The organism is Butyrivibrio sp. CB08 (assembly GCF_003625485.1).
GTDB lineage: Bacteria > Bacillota > Clostridia > Lachnospirales > Lachnospiraceae > Butyrivibrio.
On record NZ_RAIR01000002.1, the window covers coordinates 396,263 to 421,269 of the forward strand.

The following is a 25,007-nucleotide window of genomic DNA, read 5'->3' on the forward strand; positions in this document are numbered from 1 at the left end:
ATATCGGAACCTTGAAAACTGTATATATAGGGTTGTACCACGAATCTAACAAACCAAGAACCTGTGGTGCATAAAATATACAAGGTGTTAGTTCCCACGCGCCATAAGCGCATCAAACAACATTTTCAAGTATGCCGAAGGGCTTTGCCTGACGGAGTAGTGGCACAGTGAACGTGCCTTACTATACCACAAGGTATTGTTGAAACCATTTCCGATGTCATCGGTCATGGTAGTTCATTTATCCATCTTTTCAAGAGCTTTTTTAAGAACTTCATTTCCCTGCTCATAGAAGCGCACAGCCTCCATTGTCAGATCATAAGCTTCAGTGTTTCCACTCTCTTTTACATGCTCTGCAAGATGCTCAAGCTCATGAGTATGGTCTGCGTTGTGCGTAACCATGTAGTTCATAAGAGCGTGCAGCTTCTCAGCAGGTGTTCCACCCTCGTGATCGTGGTGGTGATGCTCGTGTTCATGATGATGCTCGTGATCGTGTCCCATAATTAATCCCCCAATTGATTAAAATTATCATAACATCATGATAATCCTAATCTATGGGTCATTACAAGATATCTTCAGAAAAAGGTCTCTCCATAAGCTCAGGATTTTCTACAAGCTTTTTCATGAGCTTAAGTGAGCGTCCATAATAGAATCCGTCTGATATTCTCTCATCGATTGTAAAGGCAAGGTCCAGTTCTCTCTTCATGGTGACATTGCCATCCTGATCAAAATGTGGCTTGTACTGCTTGGTTCCCATAATGATGAAGATGGAATTAGTTCCCCAGTTCATCAGATGGTGATATCCGATATTCATTCCAAGAGATCCAAGATTAGTAAGTACGACAGAGCACTGATAAGGGTCAGTTGCGATAACTGACTGTGGCATCCAGCCATGTCTGTCAAGGAATCTTGCAATGAGGCCAATAAGGTGCTTGCCAGGAAGCTTCTTGATAAAGTTCATGGCCTCTGTGGACTCATCATCCTGAGTCTTACAGAGAGCTATCTGTTCCCTTACCTTGCGGCTGATGCTGGAAAGCGTGTCGTCATCTTCAGCAACTATCCTTGCAAGAGTCTCATCTCCGTCGTCCTTAAACTCTTTTTTAACAGTGAAAGCTGCTGTCACACAGTTTCTCTGATACATTGTCTGGTTAGCGATAAATCGATTCATCTGAGGCCTGAGCTTAACAAGCTTAAGAGCCGCTGCGATAACAACATCCCAAATGGCTATCCTGTTGTCAGGATGCTCTGCATTGAATTTTTTGATGTACTCCTCTGTTCCGGATATATCCACAGAGAGTTTCATATAAGCTTCATTGTCGCATCTGTTTGGATACATGAGTGGCATGATATAGTGCATGGCATCTAAATCACGTATCAATTCACCATCGCGTCTGTCGCCCAGTCTCCTTTTTCCCAACTTAATGTCCCTCCCAAATAATAACAGTTCCAAGAACAGATATAACACTACAGCAGCCCATACATCAGTAAATGAATGCTGCTTAACAAACAGTACAGAAACGCAAATCATCAGCCCCCAGGCTGTGATAATAAGTTTCTTCCATGCCTTTAGCTCTTTTATCAAAAGCCATGCTGAAAGCACAGCCAAAGTATAACCTACATGAAGTGAAGGGCAAACGCCTGTTGGTGTATCGCCCCAATAGAGGATGCCAAGCATCCAGGTGCAGAAGTTCTCGCGTTCAAAATGATCAGGGCGAAGGAGCTGCACTGAAGGCCACACAATATAGGTGATGACCGCGATTATCTGCATACCAATTATGATCTTCTCAGCACGGACAAAGCTCTTTATATCGTAGAGCATAAAGTGCAATAACGACCATACCATAAAAATGTACCACGATACGTAAAAAAGTACAAAGTACTCATTAAACGGTATGATATCGTCCACTCTGCTGTGAACTACGTGGCACTTGCTGACTGGAATCAGGTTCTCTGTGACAAAGTACATGATAAAGTAGATAAGCCACCCTGTCAGCATCAGTAAATGTCTGTATTCTTTGCTGGTAATATTGGAAAATCTAAGCTTTCTATAATCAACTACAGGTTTCTTCATAACTATCTTTCATTATATGGGTAATTTCTTTTGGATACATTTGGGTATGGCACAACCCTGTGCCTTGGCATGTCGTACGCAAGCTCCGAAATGCTGTCCTGAAGTTCTGTGCAGATGCGTTCTGCCTCATCTCCTATCCTGGCATCAGGGTCAAACATTATGGGTTTGCCGATAACAAGCTTTCTAAAAGCAGGGCATACATACATTGGCACAAAGGGCAAAGCTTCTCCCGTCTGCCTGTAATAGTACTTGGCCACATGGACAAAGCCTCTCTGGAACTGATGAACTATATTGTTGTACTCAGTGTATTCTTCCGGAAAAATAACAACTGCCGCATTTTCTTTTAACTTATCTACAGAAATCTGGAAGGTCTTAAGAACACGCTTATCGCGGTAAACAGGTATGGTCTTTGCGTTGGTAAAAACGATCTCGCAGGCCCTTGGAAGTATGTGGGCAACGAGCCAGAAAAACGGTCTTACAATGGCTGGCTTCTTGGACCAGAAATCCTGATAAGCGTAATCCGCCACCCTGTCTTTCTCCATCATATCTGAAATGCACCAGGTGTAATTGTGGCCTGGAAAATACAATTCAGAAGTGACAGGGCCATAAGCCTGGGAGTGATTACCTACAACCACGCATGGACCTTTGGGGAGGTTCTCTGCACCTTCTATTTGAAATTCAGGGATCAGGATCGATACTATGGTCCTGAACATAAGATACACTGGATGTTTCACTTTACTGCTCCAAATCCGATCACTTTTTATGTCTACCCAAAGGACAAGTATACCTCATTTGGATAAATTTAGCCACGAAAACAATAGAAAACAACGCAAAATAAACAGAGGCCTGCCCTTAAGACAGACCCCTGCTCATATGGTGGTTCCCTACGCTATGGGGAATAATTTATCTTATTTTGCTACAACTACGGATCCTTTGTGACGAAGCATCTTAAATCCGCCGCCGTTCTTGATAGTCTCCTTTACGAAAGCGTTCATGATCTCAGTATATCCACACTTGCCATCCTTAGAGTAAGCTGGCTCGATGGAATCAAACTCATTGCCCTCGTATGTGATAGACATAGCGTTGCCATCTGATGTCTTCATGACAATAAGAGTGGTTTCGCCATTCTTGATCACTGTATACTCATAGTTCTCTGAGCTTAAGAACTCTTCGATATCTTCAACTGCGCCTTCCATTGCATCAGATGCTGCATCCATGTCCATTGGAGCAGGTGTCTGCTCTGGCTCACTCTCCTCGATGATAGGCTCAGTAACCTCTACAGGCTCTGCAGGAATTTCTACTGCTGGCTCTTCTACCGGAGTCTCTGCAGCCTCAGCTGCTGCTTCCTGTTCAGCTGCCATCATTGCCGCTGCAACAGGATCGATATCTGCAGGCGCTGCATCTGCTGGAGTTTCAGCTGCAAGAGCTGCCATCATGACATCCATCTCAACAGGAGTTTCTTCTGCTGCTGGAACTGGTTCTTCTACTGGGATTTCAGGTGCCGGCTCTTCTGCTGGCATCTCGCCTGTAAGGGCATCTACTTCTGCATTCAGGATAGCATCAAGGTTCTCAGCCGGGCTCTCCTCAGCTGGCATTTCTACTGGAATCTCCGGAGCTGGTTCCTCTGCTGGTATATCCATAGGAATCTCTGGTGCTGGTTCCTCTGCCGGAGCTGCCTCTGGCATTGGCATGTCGCCTGCTGCCATCATTGCTGCCATAACAGGATCTATATCTGCAGGAGCTTCCTCTACCGGCATTTCTGGTGCTGGCTCTACAAGTGCTTCCATCTCTGGTGCAGGAGTTTCCTCAACAGGCACTGCCTCAGGAACTGGCTCCTCTGCTGGTGCTTCTCCTGCAGCCATTGCTGCCATTAAAGCGTCCATATCAACTGGTGCTTCTTCTGCCGGAGCTTCTTCTGTAGGCGCCTCAACTGGTGGCTCCTCTGACGCCATCATAGCCGCCATCATTGCGTCCATATCTACAGGGGCTTCCTCTGCAGGTGCAGCCTCTACTGGAGCCTCAGGAGCTGGTTCTTCAGCTGGAACATCTCCCGCTGCCATTGCTGCCATAAGGGCATCCATATCCGCAGGAGTCTCTTCTGCTGGTGCTGCCTCCTCTGCTGGTGCCTCTCCTGAAGCCATAGCCGCCATCATTGCGTCAACATCTGTTGCTGTTTCTGCAGCAGCCATTGCTGCCATCATTGCATCCACGTCAACCGCAGGTGCTTCCTCGGCTGGAGCCTCCTCTGCTGGTGCCTCTCCAGCTGCCATTGCCGCCATAAGGGCGTCCATATCTGCAGGAGTTTCCTCTGCTGCAGGTACTTCTCCTGGAATATCCGGAATTGGTTCCATTATTGCATCAAGACTTGCTGTAATATCATCTGCTGGCGCTTCCGCTGGAGCTTCTGCAGGCATATCAGCCGTCATAGCTGCCATCATTGCGTCAAGATCTACAGGCATGTCAGCCGGTGCTTCCTCGGCTGGTGCCTCTGCTGGTGCCTCTGCTGCCATAGCTGCCATTGCTGCTGCCATAGCATCTGCCTCTGCTGTCTCTGCGGGACTTGGTGCCCCATCATCAGCAGCTGCGGCCATTATATCCTCTAAATTCGGAATATCCTGAATAGGTTCTGGGGCTGCCTTCTTACGTCCTCTCTTAGGCTTTGGTGCCTCTGCAGGCTCCTCTGCTGGTGCTGCCTCCCCTGCTGACATTGCTGCCAAAAGATCATCTACATTAGCTGTAGAAAGGTCCTGTCCATTAAGAATATCCTGAGTGCTCATGCCGTCCATGCTGTATCTCCTTTCAAGAGTAGTACATTCACGATACCAAAAAGGCGTCTATATACATTATCGTTTATTTTTATTAGAATTTACAGTAAATTTTTTATAAATTCTGACATTTCTTTTTGCCACAACCAATTCTCATTCGTATATAATAGTGTCAAAGAGTTGTAGCCCTTATAATCAGCATGTTTATGCTCGATATATATTGCAGAAAGAGGGAGGTGTATCATGGACGATAAAAAGAAAACAGAAAACCTTGCATCACTTTCAGAGAATGATTTAACCACCGTTTCTGGCGGAATTTCTAATGCCAAGGTAGATATGTATAATTCTGTTATTGATGGCATTACAGAGAGCGTAGACTCCAATAAAGCTGTAAAAACCATCACCAGTGCCGGCGCTGAGGGAATAAAGAGCGTACTCAACTCCCTTCGCGACTAACTTATACTAAAAGAGCGCCTCTTACCCGTTTATTAAGCGGGCAAGAGGCGCTTTGCATTTACGTATTACATCTTCTCAGGTTCTGGATAGTCAACACCAAAAGTCTCAACTGTCACAGTCTTCATAACCTGTGGATTAACTGGTCTGTCGTTCCAGTCAGTATCTGTCTCTGCGATCTTATTTACTACATCCATTCCCTCAGTAACTTTACCAAATGCAGCGTAGTCACCATCGAGATGAGGTGCATTCTTGTGCATGATAAAGAACTGTGAACCAGCGGAATCTGGCATCATAGATCTTGCCATTGAGAGGACACCCTCTGTGTGCTTAAGATCATTCTTGAAACCGTTTGATGAGAACTCGCCCTTGATGTCATATCCAGGGCCACCCATTCCTGTTCCTTCCGGATCGCCACCCTGAAGCATGAATCCACGGATAACTCTGTGGAAAATAAGTCCGTCGTAGAAATTTCTTTTGATCAAAGAAATGAAGTTGTTGACGGTGTTAGGTGCAATCTCCGGATAAAGCTCTGCCTTGATGACATCGCCATTCTCCATTGTAAATGTAACTACTGGGTTCTGTGCCATTTCTAAAAAACTCTCCTTAAAACTATTACTGTGCGATTATCTGAACTGCGTGAAGGTATTCATCTGAACCATGTTCGCAAACAACCTGTACTTTCTTGTCATAAAGAAGAACAGGGCATCTTGAGAAGTTGGTTGATGCATCAAGTCTGATCTGCATTGTGCCACCATCTGTATCAAGGAAAAGAGTGCTCTCCTTAGTATCACCTGTAACCCTACCAGTTACTGTAACCTTGTTGCCATCAAGTGAAGCCTCTGAAGAAGCCTTACCCGTATTGTTTACCATCTTGGATGAATGGTTCCAGGCATCACTTCCTCTGTAGAAGTAAACTGTTACTGAAGCACCTGGGATAAGAGTTCTGCACTCGCTGGCATCTGTTGCAAGGTCAAGTACGAACTGCATTGTTCCACCGGATGTCTCAAGGAAGAGGATTGAAGAAGTTGTACCCTTCTCAACTGTTCCTGTAACTGAGTTGCCTGAAGCTGTTCCTACAGAAGATCCTGTATATGATGATGATCCTCCAACATCAGAGATTGAAAGAGCGTGCATGTAAGCATCTGATCCTCTAGCGCAGGAAACTGAAACGGTCTTACCTACGATAAGGAATCTGCAGCCACTAAGGTCTGTGTCGCCATCAAGCTTGATCTGCATTGTTCCGTTATCAATTACAAGATAAAGAAGATCTTCACTTGTTCCCTTGGCAACTCGTCCCTGAACTGTAGCCTTGGTTGACTGGTCAACTGAAACCTTGCCAGCTGATGAACTGCCGCTGAGCTTGGTTGCATGCCAGTAGGAATCTGTTCCTACATAGCAGTTCGCTGTTATTGAGTTACCAGGCAAAAGAAATTTCGCATTAGAAAACTCTGTACTGCTATCGATCTTGATCTGAACCGTTCCGCCACTTGTTGAGAGATAAAGAACGTCAGCTGTTGTCTTTTCAGAAACTGTTCCTGTATAGGTCATCTCAGCAGCTTCTACATTTGTTGGGATCGCAAAGGCCCCAAGACATGCTAAAAGCACCACTACGAATGCTAATGCGCTAGCACATATTCTTTTTTTCATAAATTTTTACTCCCTTCACAACACTAAATATTCCTCATAGTTAAGTTAATTATACATCATGTTGTGGTGCATTGTAAACAATTGGTTAGCCAGCCTTTTCAATCGGGGAGTAAATTGTTGTCTGTATTTTCAGATTTCTTAACGCTGCATAGTCTTTAATGAACTGACCTATCTCAGGATCATGGTTATAGGAGTCCCTAAAACCATAGCACTGACAGATTACGCCCTGCTTTTCCTCCATGGTGATGAGGGGTTCCTCCAGGTGATTGTTGTCCCTTACAAACAGGATAGTACAGCCATTACCAGCCATAGACTCGATGTATCCCGCCCTTCCGACACAGTGTTCAAGTTTTCTGCCTTCAGTGATGATATCAAGGGCGTCCCTTGGCATTATGACAGAGTACCTCTCTGCCCTGTACTCTCTGTCCTTGGCCTCCTTCTCTTTTCTGCGTCTTATAGCTTCGGTGTATTTATTTATCTGATCCGAGCACTGGATAATATCTATGATCTTGCCAAGCTTATCGTGTCTGTCCTTGATAATTGAAGGCTTTATGCTGATGGGTGCTTCTCCAAATTTGGTTATCTCCTCAAAGAGAGGGTCACTATCCTGCATCTGGCTTACATGCTGCAAATAAGTTCTGCGCATTTTGATATAGTCCAGATACTCTCCAATGAGCTTGTCTTTTTTCTCATGGTCAGCTATCTTCTCCAGAGAGTTAAAGGTTTTTGCCGCCTCAAAGAGTTCCTGCCTTGTGAGGCTCCAGGTTACGAAGTATGAGTCTGCGCCTTTCAAAAAGATACTTGTTGCAAACATTCTCTTCTTAACATCGGGATAATACTGGTTAAACTCAGGATCCCTCATGCAGTTTGCAAACTCATTGAGGTTGAAGGGGATGTTGATGTCATCCATGAACTTTACCTGGCTTCCTGTAATGCCAAGAAGCTCAGGCAGTGCAAGCTTTCCATCCGTAATTCTGCCTGCGAATATGTTAGCTATAACACCAAAATACAGTCTTTTACTGACCTTAAATGCCTGCTCCGCAGACAGAAACACTGCCTGTGCCATGAGATGTCCATAGTTTACTTTTTTATTCCCCTTGAACTTGTGCTCGATGGCCCCAGGAACAAACCTCTCCATGCAGGTATTCTCAAACAGATCCCTGTCTATATATCTTTCGCGCATGTCTTTGTCATATCTGAAGTATTCTGTATCTCCCGAAACAAGCCAGGATTTAGTCAAAGGGCTTTTTCTGAAAAAGAATGCCCTACTGCCGTCAAAGTAAGCCCTGGTCTGTTCTGTCAGATTAAGAAGCGGTAATTTACTCTCCCCGGTTACTACCACCAGGTCTTTTGCGATTCTCACCGCTATCCCACCTGGCATGCTCCTTCCGCAGAGTTCCTTTACTATGCGGTCCGGAATGCCCTGAAGTTCTCTTGACTCCCTGTCTGCAATTCTGTAAATCTCCTGGAAAGAACTGAGCATAAACCGTTCATTCTCCCTGACAAGCTTCATAGCCATCAGGATATATCTTTTATTTGCGATAACAGCTTTATCTGTAAATTCCCGCAAGAGTGCTTCCCAGGCAAAATAGCTCATTGCCTTATAGCAATCGTAGTATTCGTTTTCAGCCTGCAGCGCATCTACTGTTATAAACTTCCAGCTGCCGTCTGCATCTTCCCTTATGATATTTGCGCCGTAGAATACAAATCTGGACAGCTCTTTTGCATTATCCTGTCTCTTGGTCACTCCTTCTGGAAACTGAAATTTCCTAAAGACAAGTCTGTCTCCGATCATCATCGGGAAGATGATGGGACTATTTGAGTTTTCCCGCCATTTCCTTTCAGGGGCTGGGATCATGCCTTTTCCCTCATTAAAGGGAAGCATCTTCCACGAGGGCTTTATATCTGAAAAAAGAATGATGCTCATGATATATCCTCCTTCAAGAAGAATTCATCAACTTCTTCCTCTTCACAATCAAAGAACTCCCACATATCATAGTCTTCTTCACAATCGTCGTTAAGTTTATCTGAGACCCTGAAGTTTATGATATTTTTTCTGGTTTCTCTTATCTCTTTGCTCATCTCAGTCAGGTCAATATTTATATGTCCGGACTGTTCTTCAAGATCATTCAGCCTCTTTTTGGCATATTCCTTTATCTCCATCAATGGTATCCTCTTCCCCACCTCGTACTTATGGGTAGAGAGCAGCATTATCGCCTCGGCGAAGGCGAGAAGCCTTAATTCGTAATACTTATGTCTGCGATTAACCAGATAGAGGCTCTCAGCATCTTCCATCAGATGCCTTATCACATTTGCCTCAATCCGCCTTGCCAGTAGATGTTCAAAGTTGACCTTAATAAATCTTTCTACGTTTTCTTCATCCATGGCAAATTCTATAAAGCTAAGTTTCAAAGTATTTTCAAAGCTTTGCATGCCCATGTTTTTCTCATAGCGCTCACGCTCCTTCGTAAACGGATCAAAAGATATGCAGTCATCATACTGATATCTTGAGTAGTAGCAATAATTCAGATTCATGCTCTTTGTGGGAAACCGCCCACCCGGGCATAAAATACTGTAGCTTGCCACGAAGTCATTTGTAGTCTCTATGTCAGTTTTTACATCAGATCCTGTAAGGATCATGTCGTAGGGTGCAAACACCAGATCATAGCTTCTTTCAAGTCTTATACTGTCATCAATCTTTTTTATATGGTAAAAGAACTCGTTCCCCATCAGGTTCTGTTCCTGAATAAATCTCCTGTACCTTGAGTTGGAAAAAGCCTTAAACAGTTCTCCGAAGGTCGCATGTCTGTCCGTAAGCTCCTCATTCTTTTCAAGGAGCCAGTTATAATAGTCTCTGCTAAGGTAGATTCCATTCTTTTCGTAATTTGTTTCCATGGTCAGACCCTCCTTGTTTATCCATGTAAATCATCGCACTGCGGACAAAAGCTCTGATCATCCAGAAAACTCAGTATTCAATTGTCAAGGTGCAGTTTGTGCTTAGTAGCACTTATGTCTATAGCTTAATCCAAATTGAAAAATCCCGTAATAAATCTGTGATTTAGTATCAGGATAATGGCGGTAATCTGTTTTTCCAAAAAAATAGACATTATAGAGCGTTATCTCTGCTCTATAATGTCTTTTTACTTTCCGTAGAACTCACCTCTTATGAGGGTCTGTTTCTTCTTTCATCTTGTACATTTTCTCATCAGCTACTTCTATATATTCATCAAGACTCTCCATTCCTTCTTTTGGCGGAAGGAACACGAATCCGTAGCTGGCGGCCACCTGGAAAGGATTGTCGTGAGTTTTGTTGTAGGTGGTAAGTTCTTCCTCCAATATTTTCCCAAAAGAATCCGGCTGAGTACTGTCTTTATCAAGCGGGCAGAAAACAAGGAACTCATCTCCACCAGTTCTTATTATACTTGACCCATTGGGAGCTGCTTTTTTAAGTGCTCCTGATACCGTAGCGATAGCTGTATCACCAGCTCCGTGTCCGTAGGTATCATTCAGATATTTAAGACCGTTAAGATCAAGAACACATACAAATATGTTTTTGTTATTCTCGACAGAATCCTTAAGTGCTATTGCTTCAAAATACTTAAGTCCCTTCCTGTTATAACAACCAGTCTGTGCATCTGTCATATTCTCAATAAAGAGCTTGTTGTATTCTTCCTTGAGGGAAGCGATGGTTCCCGCCATCTCGTTGTACTCTGCTAAAAGAGCGTCCTTCTGAGTGTGGATGTCTTCTATGAGGATCAGATACTCATGTCCAATGGGGCTATCTTCAATGCTTGAATTGCATATGGTTATCCTGGACCAGTAATACTTTAGATCAGTATGCCTGATGCGGCATTCGCAGGAGATATAGACCTGCTTCATCAGAGCATCGTGAAGGGCATCGATATTGCTAAGAAGCGCCAGACTATCTCTATCTTCAAAGTAGGTTGCTTTCTGAAGAGTCTTGTACAGACTGTAATAATCATTAACGCTGGAAATCTTTAGATTATCCAGTTCCTTATTGCAATCTGCAACGTGACAGATATAAGTCTCATCCTCAACTAACACTATCAGCTGGTACAGACTCTTTATTGCATTACCTATCGAAGCTTTTCTCTGTTCCGTAAGATAACGATCCATAACGCCTCCAAAATAATACTTTGATGTACTTTATTTTATCATTTTTTCTTCTTTATTTCCTCAACGTATTTCCTAAGCTGTCCCTCCCAGTCAACATTCTCCGAGAAGTACAGTGTTCCCAGGATGTTTTGGTAATTGTAGTGCTGATTGGAGCAGACCAGTATTGGTACATCCCAGTGCTCTTTGTCAGCCAACTTGACCAATATGTCGCCGCATTCAGCTTCCTTCATCCCTTTCTCAGGCGGGTACCACATATCCGTGATAAGAAGGTCATAGGGATTTCCTGCTGCCAGAGCTTCTTTGTATCTGGCTACCCCATCATCCAGATACATCTCGTGATCGATATCTGTCACTCTGCAACTCTCAAGGACATCTCTGATAGCCCTGTGTTTGGTTGGTGTATCTTCGATATTGAGTACTCGCATATGAAATACCTCCTTTTGTAATTATATAACAACTATTTTCTTGGGTTTACTGGCCTTTTTCTTTTCCCCAAAGTCAAGGCTTACACTAAAGCCATACACCCCATCTGTGAAAAGAAAGGCATGGGTGCCATCTTTCCCTGGGAGGACTCTTATCTGTGCCCTGCACTGGTGCATCATTGGGAACGTGACTTTTCCTTCCACATCCCTTGCAACTAGTACCTTCATCTCTTCCATGACGCTGTCACGGGTTCTCCTGGTACAGGGAGTATTCTCCTCAACGTTCTGGCCCATTGCTTCCTTCTGCGCTTTAACCTGTGCCTGAACTTCCTTTCTTATGGGAAGCTCATTAAAATAGAGCCTTAACCTGTCCGGAAGAAGTGATGAGGTCTCGGTTTCCTTAAAGAGATCCGAAACCGCAGTAAGCAGTGCATGTTCATACTGATAGGTTTTGGTCTTGGGATCGACGTAGTACTTATCAAGACCTTTGCCGTTGTCGAGCTTTATTTCTGTGTAGGTTTTTACTATCTTCTTCATGTATCTACCTCCTGGCAATATGTATTTTTCAAGGAACCATGGTTCATAAGACAGAAAAAAGGTTGGACATAGTAATAGCAATAAGTGCACTCACTTTGTTCAACCTGTTATTAGTTTCAAATAATTCTTTTGTTTTTGTCTTATGACCTAAGTATACATTTTCCAGAAGATATGAAAATAAACCAATAGTTTAGTATCCCCCATCACCATGGGTTTACCTGTTTGCCGGATCCGCCGCCTTCGCCGTCTCCGTCGCCGCCGTCAAGGTCTCCACCCGGACCGCCTTCCTGGTCTCCTCCGATGAAGTCGGAGTACTTCTCAAGGCTTCCCTGCTGGTCTTTACGGTCTTCCATGGCGTCTTTCTTTTTGCCCTCAAGCTCGCCCTGGATCTTCTTTTCCCTGTCTGATGGTCCTGAGCTTCCGCTGCTGCCACCGTCGCTGTCCTGGGACTGATCGTTGTTGTTTTGCTGGTTGCCGGAGCTGTTCTGGTCAGGATTCTTGAGCTTCTCGATCATCTTATCGATGTCTTCCTTGAGCTGCTGAGCCTCCGGGTCATGGCCCTGCTCGCCCTCTGCCTCAGCCGCACAACCATTTTCTATCAGCACATCCCTTGCCTTGTACAGGATGAAAAGAGCTGTATCTATCTTGTCCTGTGAATCCAGATGATAGAAGTCTATTGTATCGCAAAGTGACAGCGCCAGGTTCACCCTGATGTCGCAGTCCTTACTCTCAGATGGATGCATCTCCAAAGCCTTGGTATAGTAAGAGATTGCAGAGTTGTAGTCAGCAAGCTTATAAGCTGCGTTTCCAAGGTTGTAGTATGGCACATAGCTCTCCGGGAAATTCATGGTCAAAAGAGATTTCTCTGCCTCTACCTGATAATCCCCTTTATCAAAGGCGCTGACAAAGCTGTGGTTCACAATAAGGCGACGCGCCATAAACACTGTTACCACCAAAAGCGCCAGTGCGATTATTGAAACAAATATAACTCTGAGAGGAATCTTTTTCATAATTACAGCCTCCCTCTTCTTACAAATATCACGATCTCAGAGATCACCATAAGGATCAGCGGATACGCAAAGAAGTAGTAGATATCTCTTTCTACCTCTGCTCCGGAACCTGACTCAATGATGGTCTTGCTGCTCTCCTTGATAAGCTCAACTGCGCCATCAAGAGCAGAATTGCCGCTGTTCATGTTAAGGTATGAGATCCCAAGGTCCTCGGCGATCTTGTTGAGGTTGTCCTCATCTATCTTTGATACAGCATCCTTGTGGGTTGAATAATCATAGATATAGCCGTAGCCAAAGCCCTCTTTCATCTTGCCGCCCTCCGGGCTTCCATAGCCCAGCACAGCACCAGCGTCGATATACTGGGCAAGCTCTGAGTAGTCCACCAGCTCTTTTCCATTGGTGATCTCACCGTCACTGATAAAGAACACGATAGTCTTGCGGTTCTCCTTCCTTGCTGAGGAGCGAAGAAGGGCATCAATGTCCTGATAAGCTATGGAAAGGTCACTTCCCTTGGCATAGTAGCTGTCCGGGGACTCAAAGGTATCAAACAGATCCTTGATGTACTGCATGTCCTGAGTAAAGGGTGACAGCACATGGGCTGTATCATCGAAGGTCACAAGGCCAAAGTTACTGCCAGCAAGCTCATTGATGATAAGGTTTACGTCTGCTTTGACGCCGCTCATCCTCTCCCTGTGGCCATTGTAGTCCTGGGCCCACATACTGATGGTGTTGTCCACGATAAATAGAACGTCCAGGTTCTTGGTGGCAAACTCGTACTGGGTCTCCAGCATAACAGGGCGAAGTCCGATGACAAGCATAAGAACATAGATCACTGTCATCCTGGTCAGGGCTGCGATCTTTTCTGCGGTATTAAATTTATTCCTGATAATGAAGTACGCTGTGATGCCAAAAAGGCAGGCGATCACCAGGAGCAGCACTCCAATTGGAAGTATAGGTTTAAGGCTCATTTCTGTAGTACCAATCCTGCCAGACAAGCAACTGCGAGGCTTGCCAGCATAATGATATATGGAATCTCCGGAAGGTCGATGGTCTGCCTGGTCATAACAACCTTGACCAGCATGGCCTCCTGCTTCTGAATATCTTTGACGATCTCTTCAACGGTCTGGGACCTGGTTCTTATATAGAACTTGCCCCCGGTGGACTCAACTGCCTCCCTGAAACCGGACAGGCATGAGGAATAGTCATATTCCTCTGGAAGATAGAACTTTTCCTCTGATGGGAAGATACCAAATACTGTTACTTTGTTCTTCTTGCAGTAACTTGCTGCTTCTTTAAGGTTCAGCACTTCTCTTACAAAGGCATTATTCTCATTGTCGGTGCTCATTATGATAACTCTCGTCCTCTCGGAATTTCCAAGATAGGGAAAAGAGTAAAGGGCCGTTCCAAGCCCTTCTCCTATAAGGGAAGATCCCCTGTACCAGTTCTCATACAGGGTTCCGGCTTCAAAGTAGTCCAGTTTATCCTGAAGCTCCTGATATCTTGCATACTTATCATCTGGCATCATGCGCAGGTCATCGTAGGCAGTGTAGTAATCCTCGAAGTACTCCTTCTGCATGGCAAAGTAGCCGTTAAGCTCATCAAGCCTCTCGATGATGTAGTCGTAGTCATCAGTAAGTGGCACGTAGGTTACGGAAGAGGTGTTGAAGATATTGATTCCGAACCTGTCTCCATCAAGACCTGCCACAACTCCCTTGTAGTAATCAACGATCTCGGCGTTGAGGTCGTAGAGGGAATAGGAAACATCCAGGCACAGGATGATATCTCTTTTCTTGACGCCACTTACAACATCATCTGTTCTGTAGGGCCTTGCAGCCAGGAAAAGAGAAGCCACAATACCACATACCATACCAACAAGCATGATAACTGACAGCACTCTGTATCTTATGTTCAGAGACCTGTACAGCTTGGAATTCCTGATCCTTGAAGTGTTGGCCGCCTTGATACCACCCCCGTAGCTGGCGGTCCTCTTTCTATGGATCAGATAGATTATCAAAAGGGCTGCTGCAAGAACTGAGATTCCCGCTATCACAACCTGTTTATACATCAGCTCCATGACTTTATCACTCCCATAGCCACTCTGCAGGAAGCGGCAAAATCTTTGTTTTCAGCCTTCTCGTCCTCAGCAAACTCAGGAACATAGTACTCTTCCATGAGGATATCAAGCTTTCTGATGCCTATGGCTTTAACCTCTTTTACAGTGAAGGTCTCAACATTGATGCCTGTAACCTCGTGGACAAAGCTCCTTATGATGGCACTAAGCTTTTGGTAGCCATCTCTCTTTTCAAGCTTGCCTGCGTTGTAATCGTTGAGTAGGACCCCTACCCTGTAGATGTAGTCCTGCTTCATCTTCTGAAGGTTCTCAGGTGTAAGCTTGATCTTGCGAAATCTTGGCTTTTCAGCCACAGGTTTCTGTCTGAGGTCAAGTATCTTTTTTACCACATAGATAATAAGCCCAATGGTCAAAAGCCCAATGAGAAGGGTAACAAGTGCAACAATCCAGCTGTATTCAAATGGCGCCTGAAGTTTAACCGTAGTAACCATTTCTATACCTTTCAAGGAGCGCTATAACGCTCTCTATTATTTCTTCCTGTTTGGAGATCGTTGTCATGCAGGCCCTAAGCTGCTTGCAGGTCAAAGACGTGGACTCAAGGATTTCTTTCCTAAGTCTTACTTCCTCGTCGTGAAGGGCCTTTGAGTGAGATAAGAAGAACCTTTCATAGCTCTTTTTCTCATTGTCATAGACCTGATCTCCCGTAAGATAGGCATCCTCTATGTTAAGGATAAGTAAATCGTTGTTGTCAGTTATGCTCCTTACCAGGCCAGGATCCAGCTGGCTAAGTCCCTCGATATCAGTCAAAAGAAATATGATCATCCTCTTGTGTACCGTGTTAAGGACTTCTTTTATTGTGTCCGTAAGCGATACTTCAGTGTCGCTGTCGAGGCTCTTTTCAAAGTCATAAAGAAGTCTCTCCAGGTGGTCAGTTCCTGACTTGAACATACTGATAGTAGCGTGGTTTGCTCCTGAGTAGGACAGAGCAAAGTCAGCGCCGTTTCTGCCAACTATATATGCAAGAGTTCCGAAGGTCATCATCATGAGCTCAGCCTTGGCTTCTCCAGCAGCAGTATCTCCCTGCATCTTAAGACCTCTGTCGCAGATAAACATCACGTTGTGTCTTCTGTCTGTCATATATCTGCGCACAAGAATAGAACCCATGCGCGATGAACTCTTCCAGTCGATATCGTGAACATCATCACCATAGGTGTATTCTTTGAGATCATCAAACTCCATGCTGCGGCCTCTGTGAACAGAGTGGAAATCGCCGTCAAGGATGTTTGATGTCTTTCTCTTTGTATAAAGAGCTACTGCTCTTCTTATTTTTGAAAGATACTCATAATCAATCTTCATCATGGTGCCTTCACTGAATTAACAAGAGCATCTATTACTGACTCAACAGGCACATTGTCTGCAACTGCCAGGTAGTTAAGGCCGATCCTGTGGCGAAGAACCTGATGACTTACCTGCTTGACATCCTCTGGTGTTACGTAGGTTCTGCCCTGCATAAGAGCTGCTGCCTTGGCCATCTTAAGGAAGGCGATGGAAGCTCTTGGGCTTGCTCCTATTCTTATGTACTTGGCAAGTTCAAGGCCCTGTATCTGATTGGCTCTTCTTGATGCCACAACTATGCTTGAGATGTACCACTTGATGGCGTCATCTACGTATACTCTCTCAGCGATATCCTGAAGCTTGTCCACATCCTTGATAGTAAGGACAGGGGGATCAACTCTAGAGATTGCTCCCGTCTCTATCCTTGAAAGAATCTCAACCTCCTCACCTGCTGTAGGATAGGTGATTACTTCCTTTATAAGGAATCTGTCAGTCTGAGCCTCGGAAAGAGGATATGTACCCTCCTGCTCGATAGGGTTCTGGGTTGCGATAACAATAAAGATATCCTCTGGCATGTGATAGCTCTTACCGCCAATTGTTACCTGCTTTTCCTGCATGGCTTCCAGCATAGCTGACTGAGTCTTGGCACTTGATCTGTTGACCTCGTCAAGAAGAACGAAGTTGGCAAATACTGGTCCAAGGATGTTCTCAAACTTGCCAGTTGCCTGGTTGTAGATCTGAGTTCCGATGATATCTCCAGGAAGAAGGTCTGGTGTGCACTGGATCCTTGCAAACTTGCCATCCACTGCATCGGAAATAGCCTTTGCTGCTGTAGTCTTGGCAAGTCCAGGTACAGACTCAATAAGGATGTGACCATCGGCCACTATGGCTCCAACCAGGGAGAACTTAAGCTGCGCCTGGCCAACCACCTTGTTCTCAAAATAGTCTGAAAGCTTTTTTAATACCTCCTGGGAGTAGGCAAACTCCTCTTCGGTGATGTTATTATTTGCACTTGTTACTTCCATAATATTTCTCCATTTTTTTAGAGTCTTTTAATTGTATATTATAACAGTCTATTCCTATAATTGGTTAACAATTTAGTTACTTGGTCGAAATATTAATAGAATTAGTAATTTACCTTCACTGCATGGAGGATTATATGAATAGAAAAAGATTGCTAAGCAGCATATTGGCTACTGCCTTAAGCGTAAATATGATAATCGCCTCAGGATTCACAGCTTACGCATGTGAAACCGAAGAGGTTACATCCACTGAAAGTAGTAGCGAAACTGTTGAAACCACAGAAAGTAGTAGTGAAACTGCCACCGAGACTTCTGAATCCACAGATAGTAGTGCCGAAACTGCTGTAGCTGCAGAAAATAATACTGAAACTGTTACCGCTGCAGAAAGCACAGTCGAAACTGCAGCATCCGAAGCTCCGACTCAGGTAAATCCTGAGTACCTTGGCGGCGACGTCATGTGGGTAGTCAACGAAGGCTATACTGATGCTGAAAAATACGGCACAGAAGATTATGACTCGCAGCTTTGCTGGGCAGCCACAGCTGCAAATATGATCTGGGATGGTAACTATGGCTCAGGTACTATCAATCCTATGACCGGTGAGTATTTCACCAGCGTTGATGAAGTATTTGATTACTTCAGATATTGTTTTACTGATGAGCCGGGAGTACCCGATGGAGCTTTAGCCTATTTCCTTGACGGAACCTACCAGTACCAGGGTTATGTCGGTGTCTCACAGCTAAAGGATGATGCGCCAGATGGCGGAATGATAAGAGGTACCTTCGAAAACGTATCACAAATTATAGAACATACCAATGATGTGAATGTCCTTGACCTGGTAGCAGATCTTAGCAACAAGACAGCTGGAGCACTTTTAAAATGGTGGGGTATCAACGAACAGGAAACACTCACAAATCTTGGCGCCCACTGGCTCACAATAGCACAAGTTGTAACTGACGATAACGGCGAATATCAGGGAATCTGGCTTGCTGATTCTGATAACGATGTAGCCTGTTATTATCCTGAATACCAGAATGTGGCCGATGATGAAAGAGCTATGGCTGCAGCACAGATGCCAAACTCCTATACCTATTACGATTTATCCTACGAGCAGCTGGGTGAGGCTTATTACTGGGTAGTAAATGACTTTATTGACCGTTCAGATCTAAAGACGTACATACACGTTATCAATTATCTGTTAAACAACAACGAAGCTGGTGGAGGCGATCCTGATGACATCTACTATGGCCCTGAAGATACTCCAGCAGTTGAAGATACAGATGAGATCGACATAACACCATACGTCGCAGAGGAAATGAGACAGGCACTGCTTGTGGATATCAAATCAATGATGATCGAAAAAGATCTTGTTGTTTACTCACCAACAGATAATGTTTACAACAAGAGCACAGATAACGGATATTCACTTATACTCCGCAAGCTTGCAACAAATCTGACCAATGTCTACATAAATGGTATAAGACTTGAAGCTGGCGGCCTTGACTACACCATCAAACAGGAAAAGAACGGTCTGTTCACCATCGTCATAAGCAAGGAATACCTGAACACTTTAGAAGCTGGCACCTACACAATGACAATGGAATTTGCCGGTTCAGAACCTGTGACAGTAACAATTATTGTCAAATAAGAAATGTGCATAATAAAAGGCTGAAGTCGAACAAAACGACTTCAGCCTTGTTTTATTATCGTATTATAGTTGCAAGATTTCTCATGATACCTGCAGCGATGTCAGGCTTGTTCATTGAGTAAACGTGGATGTGACTCACTCCATTACTGATAAGATCGATGATCTGGTCGCTGGCGTAGATGATACCGGCTTCCTTCATCTTGTCAGGGTCATCAGCGAAGCGGTCCACCATGATCTTCATCTTCTGAGGAATTGTAGATCCTGAAAGAGCCACGCTCCTTGAAACCTGCTTGGCGTTTGTTATTGGCATGATTCCTGGAAGAACAGGAACTTCAATGCCCTTCTCTCTTATCCTGTACAGGAACTGATAGAGAGTAGAGTTATCAAAAAACATCTGGGTTGTCAGGAAATCACATCCTGCATCAACCTTCTCTTTTAAATGCTCGATGTCCTCTGACTGTCTTGCACACTCGATGTGTCCCTCGGGGTAGCATGCACCGCCGATGCAAAAGCTCTCATCAATAGACTTGATATCGTAGATGAGCTGGGTTGCATGATCGTAGTCGTAGCAAATCCTGCCTTCCTTGGGAATATCTCCGCGAAGAGCCATAATGTTCTCAATGCCCCTGCTCTTATACTCTTCTATCATGGACTTAACAGTCTCTTTGGTAGATGATACGCAGGTAAGGTGAGAAAGAACTGTTACTCCGTACTTATCCTGAAGGTCTGAGGAGATGGCCGCTGTATTCTTGCTGGTTCCGCCGCCTGCTCCGTAGGTTACGCTCATAAAGTCAGGTTTAAGGGCTGCGATCTCGGCTGCTGCCTTCTCTACTGCTTCATAGCCAGCATCTGTCTTTGGTGGGAACACCTCAAAGGAGAGGGTTACCTCTTTTTCCTTGAATATATCTGTTATCTTCATAATTACCTCATACGTTAATCTCAGCTGTAAGGCCAAGGTCTTCCTTGTTAGCATCAAGGATAGGCTTAACCACTTCATTTAAGAACTTCTCAACCTGGTGAGCGCTGCATCCTACATACTTCTTAGGATCCATTGATGCCTTAAGCTCTTCAAGTGTGAGTGGGAATGCAGGGTCTTCTGCGATAAGCTCAAGGAGGTTGTTGTCCTTACCCTCAACCTTGACAGTCTTACCTGCTTCCATGGAGAGCTCTCTGATCTTCTCATGAAGCTCCTGTCTGTCACCACCTGCCTTAACTGCATCCATCATGATATTCTCTGTTGCCATAAATGGAAGCTCAGCGAGCATGTGCTTTTCAATAACCTTAGGATAAACAACAAGTCCGTCTACAACATTGAGACAAAGGTCCAGAACACCGTCTGTTGCAAGGAAGCCCTCAGGAATTGAAAGGCGCTTGTTGGCTGAATCATCGAGAGTTCTCTCAAACCACTGTGAAACCTCTGTAATAGCCGGGTTAAGTGTATCGATGATCACATATCTTGAAAGGGAGCAGATTCTCTCACTCCTCATAGGATTTCTCTTGTAAGCCATAGCTGATGAACCGATCTGGCTCTTCTCAAATGGCTCCTCAACTTCCTTAAGGTGCTGAAGAAGTCTGATATCCTGAGCCATCTTGGTAGCTGATGAACAGATGCCTGCAAGAACATTTACAACCTTCATGTCGATCTTACGGCTGTAGGTCTGTCCTGAAACTGCCATGCATCCCTTAAATCCAAGCTTGTCAGCAAGCATTGGATCAAGCTTGTCAACCTTGGTAAGGTCTCCGTCAAAGAGCTCAAGGAATGAAGCCTGAGTACCAGTTGTTCCCTTTGAGCCAAGAAGCTTCATGTTATCTAAAACGTAGTCCAGATCCTCAAGATCAATGGTAAAATCCTGAAGCCACAGGCACGCTCTTTTACCTACTGTTGTCGGCTGTGCAGGCTGGAAATGAGTAAATCCAAGGGTTGGCTGATCCTTGTACTCATCAGCAAATTTAGAAAGAGCAGCGATGACATTAACGAGCTTCTTGCGAACAAGCTTCAAAGCCTCTGTCATAACGATGATATCTGTGTTGTCACCAACGTAGCAGCTTGTAGCGCCAAGGTGGATGATTCCCTTAGCCTTGGGGCACTGAACACCGTAAGCGTAAACGTGGCTCATAACATCGTGACGAACTTCTTTTTCCCTTGCCTTGGCAACATCATAGTTGATGTCATCCTTGTGGGCCTTAAGCTCTTCAATCTGCTCATCTGTGATAGGAAGACCAAGGTCCTGCTCAATCTCAGCAAGAGCGATCCAGAGTCTTCTCCAGGTCCTGAACTTCATATCAGGGGAAAAGATATACTGCATCTCTTTACTTGCATAGCGCTCTGATAGTGGGCTTAGATAGCGGTCTGTACTCATTTTTTCATACTCCTCTTTTTTTGAATAATATTATAAATGAATGATATACGGATTGCTACGCTAAAAAGCAGCTTTCGCAATCCTACAACCATTCGGAATCCGGCCTATCGGCCTACTTCCTCATGTTTGTTAGTGTCATAAAGTCAGAAGGCTTAGCATGCAAGCATGCACGCATTCTGACCTTCTGACACCATATCATTCATACTTGTCCTCATATTTTGAAACCATATCGAGAATTTCCTGAGTGTACTTGGGGTACTGCCTTGCCATATCTTCGATCTCCAGCTTGGCATTTCCAGCAACCACGTCCCTGTTGTACTCCATGCGTTTTCTAAGGGACTGTCTCTGGACGTTCAGACTGTGCCTTATCTCTACCTCTTCATTGTGATTAAGAAGGGCTTCCACCTGGTGGATCCAGATATCAGGATCCTTGACCCTGTAGTGGCGGAGCATGTAGATAAGGTCTTTTTCATTGGAATCAAGGAGCTTTCTGGCATCCTCGAATCTTGCTCTCTCTTTCTTTTCCTGCTCATATCTCTCGTACAGATCTGTCAGCTCTGATGAGGTGTTGACGCCGTACTTGATGCAGAGGTAATCGATCAGGTTCGTGTTGTTGACGTATCTGATCTTAACCTGGTTTTGAAGCATTATAAGCCTTGAGATAGACTTTGTCACTGTTTTAAGCTCAACTGCTGCATTGGAATTCTGCACATACAAAACGGTGATGGCGATAGCTGCGAGAAGTACTGTCACCATGATGCCATATATTACGTTAAGCTTAAGGCCGATCTGCAGTATCAAAAGAAATACCAGGATCACCACCAGTGCTACGCCTATGGCAATTATCAGCTTCTTGGTATTCTCTATAGTTGCAAGAAGTTCCTCTTCCTGGTACTCGTAAGCCTGGTGCTCACTGTCAAGGCGCTTAAGGTCGTTTCTGATCTTCTTTTGATAGACCTCTGCCTCAGCAAGCTTACTTGCTCCTGACTTGGCGTCGTGCTGGAGCCTCTCCATGTGCTCGAACTCAGCATCAGTCATCTTGCTTTTTCTTTTACCAAACTTCTCCTGAGTAACCTGGGAATCAAGGATCTTCTGGGCACAATCGTTGATCTCAGCCCTCTGCTCTGGTGGCAGCGCATCGATTTCCTCCATGTCACGAAGGTGACTTGTGACATCATTGTACTCATACTCAAGGGCGTCAAGTTCCCTGGCAGCCTCCTGCATCTGAAGAAGGCAGCTGCCTATATACTCTCTTCTCTGGACCGGATCGTCCATATCCACGTCTTTTCTGGTATAGACAATGTCGTTCCAGTCCTGGAGCCTTGTCTGCTCCGCCCAGTCCTCGTCTCTACTATTGTTTGAAAAGATGTCTAAAAAGCCCATTTATTTCACCCTGTCTTTAACCAGCTCTCTGTAAGTATACTTCATCTTATCAGTGAGCTCCCCAACCTGTTCGTAGTACTCGTGCATCTTGCCCTCAGCCTTGTAGACTGAAAGAGTTCCAAGTGTGTGGTTATCATCACTGGCAGCGTAGAGCTCCTCTGCTTCCTTCATCCTGCCTTCTATGGTCATGGAAGCCTCATAGGCCTCGTCGCTGTCTGCTATAAATGAAACGTATTCCTTGTTTGAAAGGTTCATCCTCACGGCTGAAAGATACTGGTAATAGGACTCCTTGTCACCGCTGTCCTCGTAGGCCTTAAGGAATCTCTCTGCGGCCTTCTCAAAGAGGAACAACCTTGCGTACATCACGCCCTCGTTGTGCTCGATCTTAGCCCTTAGCTTTTTGTCTATATCAGGAGTGTTGGCAAGAAGGAACTCATACTCTCTGAAGGCCATGGCGTATCTGCCGTTCTTAAGAAGGAAGTTAGCTCTTGCCAGCTTCTTTTGATAGACATCCATGCCTGCGTTACCACGAAGGATCTCTTCAGTCTTGTCCACTTCCTTCCTGGTGTTGTATCCAACGTAATCAAGGATGGTTCCTGCAAGAGCGGCCATGGAACATCTCTTTGAATACATGCTCCTAAGCTCATCAGAGAGTCTGTGAAGGCTGCACTCCTCTTCGATCCAGTCAAAGAGTGATGGTCCAAAGCTCTCCTCATCAAGAAGAAAAGCGTTCTTGACTATGCAGTAACACAGCTCCTCGATGCAGTAGACATTCCTGCCTATCTTCTCTATGTGGTATGGATTTTCAGCATAGCTTCCTATGCACAAAATCGGTTTACTCATAAGATCTTATACCTCTATAGTCTGCTCCCAGACTTTGCCAGTTGCAGGGAACAGTTCTCCAAATCCCCTGTCTGTGACTTTTACGCTCACTTCACTTACGCTGTTCATGGCAATTGCCAGATGAAGTCTGGTGGTGCCAGCAGGTCTTTTTACAAGACCGTCCAGATAGAGCTGAACAACCTTGGGCCTTCCGCCGGTAAGTGGTGTGACTTCTATGTTCAAAATGCCGCTCTGGTCCATGATGATGTCAAGGCTGGTCTCAGCCTCGTACCAGTTAACTCCGGCATCAAGAAGGGCGTGATAAACCTCTGTTCCGCACTTAAGGAGCTTCATTCCAAGATTGGCCTTAAGCTTGTCCTCACCAAGGAATACAAACTTGCCTGCATTGCCTGTGGGACTCACCCTCTCTCTTGCGGCGATGCTGGCGCCCTTGCTAAAGAGGTTGTTGCCCTGGAATACACGCCTTGTCCTGCAAAGGAACTCTAATGACCTCTTGGTCCACTTCTCATGGAAGCCGTCACCAAGAAGGAATACCGTTGATATGATCTTCTCCTGGCAGACCTTCTGCATGATGGTCAGAAACTCATCATCTAGTCTCTCACAGGTCTTATGGAAAAGAGCTGCATCCTTTGGGAATCCGGTTGGAAGCATCAGCTCGTCAAAGTGCTCTACATCTATGGTTGCAACCACGGGCTTGGTGTTGGTGTTTAAGGTCATCTTAAACACAGACAGCTCCTCAAGGTCGTAGTCACAGGCAAGGATCGTGTGATGTGTCAGGTCATCAGGCTGATAGAGCATGTAGTTGTAAAAGCTCTCCTCATGGCTCTGATAGAAAATGTTGGAAGTCTTAAGCTCAAGGGCAGCTGTCACAGCATTTAAAACCTGCACCATCCTGTGATCGAGGCTTCTTGTGGTAAACATGATGGCATCCACGTTGTCCATGGAAACCTCAAGGGAGAGAAGTGATAAGCTTCTTTTAACAAACAGAGTCAAAAGAGCTATCGGATCGTACTCAGCTTCTCCAACCATCACAGGCTTGCCGTCCTTGGCAGCTGCAATAAGCCCCTCTACAGCAGTTCCATCTCCGTCTTCAATGTGCCTTACAGCCTCTTTACCGTAAAACCACTGATTGACGTCCTTTCTTTTGCACAGGACAGTAGGAATATTATAAAGTTCGCTTCCTGCCAGAACTGACAGGGTTTCAGGCATGTCTGCATCTGACGCCAGGTAGCTGATCTGGGATACTTTTTCACCCAGATCATACCCCAGGACAAATCGCCTTGAGTCAGAGTTACCAAAAAGCAT

24 protein-coding genes are annotated in these 25,007 nt (G+C 44.9%); 2 read left to right on the forward strand and 22 right to left on the reverse strand.

Annotation, left to right across the window (positions count from 1 at the left end):
• Positions 1-234: 234 nt before the first annotated feature.
• From D6855_RS05360 to D6855_RS05375, 4 genes are all read right to left on the reverse strand, one after another.
• Positions 235-498 (reverse strand): cobalt transporter, encoded by a 264-nt coding sequence (locus D6855_RS05360; RefSeq protein WP_120738808.1) that lies wholly within the window; start codon positions 496-498, stop codon positions 235-237.
• Positions 499-559: 61 nt separating this feature from the next.
• Complete coding sequence (locus D6855_RS05365) at positions 560-2,068, reverse strand: 2-oxo acid dehydrogenase subunit E2 (RefSeq protein WP_120738810.1); 1,509 nt, start codon at positions 2,066-2,068, stop codon at positions 560-562.
• 2 nt (positions 2,069-2,070) lie between these two features.
• The gene (locus D6855_RS05370) at positions 2,071-2,802 is read right to left on the reverse strand and encodes a lysophospholipid acyltransferase family protein (RefSeq protein WP_120738812.1); all 732 of its coding nucleotides are present in this window, start codon (positions 2,800-2,802) and stop codon (positions 2,071-2,073) included.
• Between the two features lie 174 nt (positions 2,803-2,976).
• Entirely contained in the window at positions 2,977-4,854 is a 1,878-nt protein-coding gene (locus tag D6855_RS05375; protein ID WP_120738814.1) for a hypothetical protein, read from the reverse strand.
• A gap of 222 nt (positions 4,855-5,076) precedes the next feature.
• On the opposite strand from D6855_RS05375, the gene D6855_RS05380 reads away from it, so the two are divergent.
• Positions 5,077-5,289, forward strand: coding sequence for a hypothetical protein (locus D6855_RS05380; protein ID WP_120738816.1), 213 nt, complete (start codon positions 5,077-5,079; stop codon positions 5,287-5,289).
• 65 nt (positions 5,290-5,354) lie between these two features.
• Here D6855_RS05380 and D6855_RS05385 read toward each other — a convergent pair whose 3' ends face one another.
• From D6855_RS05385 to D6855_RS05445, 13 genes are all read right to left on the reverse strand, one after another.
• Entirely contained in the window at positions 5,355-5,876 is a 522-nt protein-coding gene (locus D6855_RS05385) for a peptidylprolyl isomerase (RefSeq protein ID WP_120738818.1), read from the reverse strand.
• Positions 5,877-5,901: 25 nt separating this feature from the next.
• Positions 5,902-6,936 carry a hypothetical protein gene (locus tag D6855_RS05390; RefSeq protein ID WP_120738819.1) on the reverse strand — a complete coding sequence of 345 codons (1,035 nt, stop codon included), beginning with the start codon at positions 6,934-6,936 and terminating at the stop codon, positions 5,902-5,904.
• 85 nt (positions 6,937-7,021) lie between these two features.
• A complete protein-coding gene (locus tag D6855_RS05395) occupies positions 7,022-8,863 on the reverse strand; it encodes a PcfJ domain-containing protein (RefSeq protein WP_120738820.1) in 1,842 nt (613 codons plus the stop codon).
• On the reverse strand, positions 8,860-9,831 hold the full coding sequence (locus D6855_RS05400; protein ID WP_120738821.1) for a hypothetical protein: 972 nt from the start codon (positions 9,829-9,831) through the stop codon (positions 8,860-8,862). Before D6855_RS05400 ends, D6855_RS05395 begins: the two co-directional genes overlap by 4 nt.
• 261 nt (positions 9,832-10,092) lie before the next feature.
• The gene (locus D6855_RS05405) at positions 10,093-11,073 is read right to left on the reverse strand and encodes a GGDEF domain-containing protein (protein WP_120738822.1); all 981 of its coding nucleotides are present in this window, start codon (positions 11,071-11,073) and stop codon (positions 10,093-10,095) included.
• A 38-nt stretch (positions 11,074-11,111) separates the two neighbouring features.
• Positions 11,112-11,498: a response regulator gene (locus D6855_RS05410; protein ID WP_120738823.1), complete on the reverse strand. Its 387-nt coding sequence runs from the start codon at positions 11,496-11,498 to the stop codon at positions 11,112-11,114.
• Positions 11,499-11,519: 21 nt separating this feature from the next.
• Complete coding sequence (locus tag D6855_RS05415) at positions 11,520-12,032, reverse strand: hypothetical protein (protein ID WP_120738825.1); 513 nt, start codon at positions 12,030-12,032, stop codon at positions 11,520-11,522.
• A gap of 203 nt (positions 12,033-12,235) precedes the next feature.
• Positions 12,236-13,042, reverse strand: a complete 807-nt coding sequence (locus D6855_RS05420; protein WP_120738827.1) for a tetratricopeptide repeat protein — start codon at positions 13,040-13,042, stop codon at positions 12,236-12,238.
• A gap of 2 nt (positions 13,043-13,044) precedes the next feature.
• On the reverse strand, positions 13,045-14,010 hold the full coding sequence (locus D6855_RS05425) for a vWA domain-containing protein (protein ID WP_120738828.1): 966 nt from the start codon (positions 14,008-14,010) through the stop codon (positions 13,045-13,047).
• Positions 14,007-15,116, reverse strand: coding sequence for a vWA domain-containing protein (locus D6855_RS05430; RefSeq protein WP_120738830.1), 1,110 nt, complete (start codon positions 15,114-15,116; stop codon positions 14,007-14,009). Before D6855_RS05430 ends, D6855_RS05425 begins: the two co-directional genes overlap by 4 nt.
• Positions 15,107-15,604: a hypothetical protein gene (locus D6855_RS05435; protein WP_120738832.1), complete on the reverse strand. Its 498-nt coding sequence runs from the start codon at positions 15,602-15,604 to the stop codon at positions 15,107-15,109. Before D6855_RS05435 ends, D6855_RS05430 begins: the two co-directional genes overlap by 10 nt.
• Positions 15,588-16,472: a DUF58 domain-containing protein gene (locus D6855_RS05440; protein ID WP_120738834.1), complete on the reverse strand. Its 885-nt coding sequence runs from the start codon at positions 16,470-16,472 to the stop codon at positions 15,588-15,590. Before D6855_RS05440 ends, D6855_RS05435 begins: the two co-directional genes overlap by 17 nt.
• Positions 16,469-17,473, reverse strand: coding sequence for an AAA family ATPase (locus D6855_RS05445; RefSeq protein ID WP_120738835.1), 1,005 nt, complete (start codon positions 17,471-17,473; stop codon positions 16,469-16,471). Before D6855_RS05445 ends, D6855_RS05440 begins: the two co-directional genes overlap by 4 nt.
• A gap of 134 nt (positions 17,474-17,607) precedes the next feature.
• On the opposite strand from D6855_RS05445, the gene D6855_RS05450 reads away from it, so the two are divergent.
• Positions 17,608-19,116: a X2-like carbohydrate binding domain-containing protein gene (locus D6855_RS05450; protein ID WP_158589476.1), complete on the forward strand. Its 1,509-nt coding sequence runs from the start codon at positions 17,608-17,610 to the stop codon at positions 19,114-19,116.
• 55 nt (positions 19,117-19,171) lie between these two features.
• Here the strand turns inward: D6855_RS05450 and metF are convergent, their stop codons facing one another.
• From metF to D6855_RS05475, 5 genes are all read right to left on the reverse strand, one after another.
• A complete protein-coding gene (gene metF / locus D6855_RS05455) occupies positions 19,172-20,035 on the reverse strand; it encodes a methylenetetrahydrofolate reductase [NAD(P)H] (RefSeq protein ID WP_120738839.1) in 864 nt (287 codons plus the stop codon).
• A gap of 7 nt (positions 20,036-20,042) precedes the next feature.
• On the reverse strand, positions 20,043-21,476 hold the full coding sequence (gene purB, locus D6855_RS05460) for an adenylosuccinate lyase (RefSeq protein ID WP_120738841.1): 1,434 nt from the start codon (positions 21,474-21,476) through the stop codon (positions 20,043-20,045).
• A gap of 195 nt (positions 21,477-21,671) precedes the next feature.
• A complete protein-coding gene (locus D6855_RS05465; protein ID WP_120738843.1) occupies positions 21,672-22,859 on the reverse strand; it encodes a hypothetical protein in 1,188 nt (395 codons plus the stop codon).
• Positions 22,860-23,702 carry a hypothetical protein gene (locus tag D6855_RS05470; protein ID WP_120738845.1) on the reverse strand — a complete coding sequence of 281 codons (843 nt, stop codon included), beginning with the start codon at positions 23,700-23,702 and terminating at the stop codon, positions 22,860-22,862. It abuts the gene before it with no gap.
• Positions 23,703-23,708: 6 nt separating this feature from the next.
• A complete protein-coding gene (locus D6855_RS05475) occupies positions 23,709-25,007 on the reverse strand; it encodes a DUF5716 family protein (RefSeq protein WP_120738847.1) in 1,299 nt (432 codons plus the stop codon).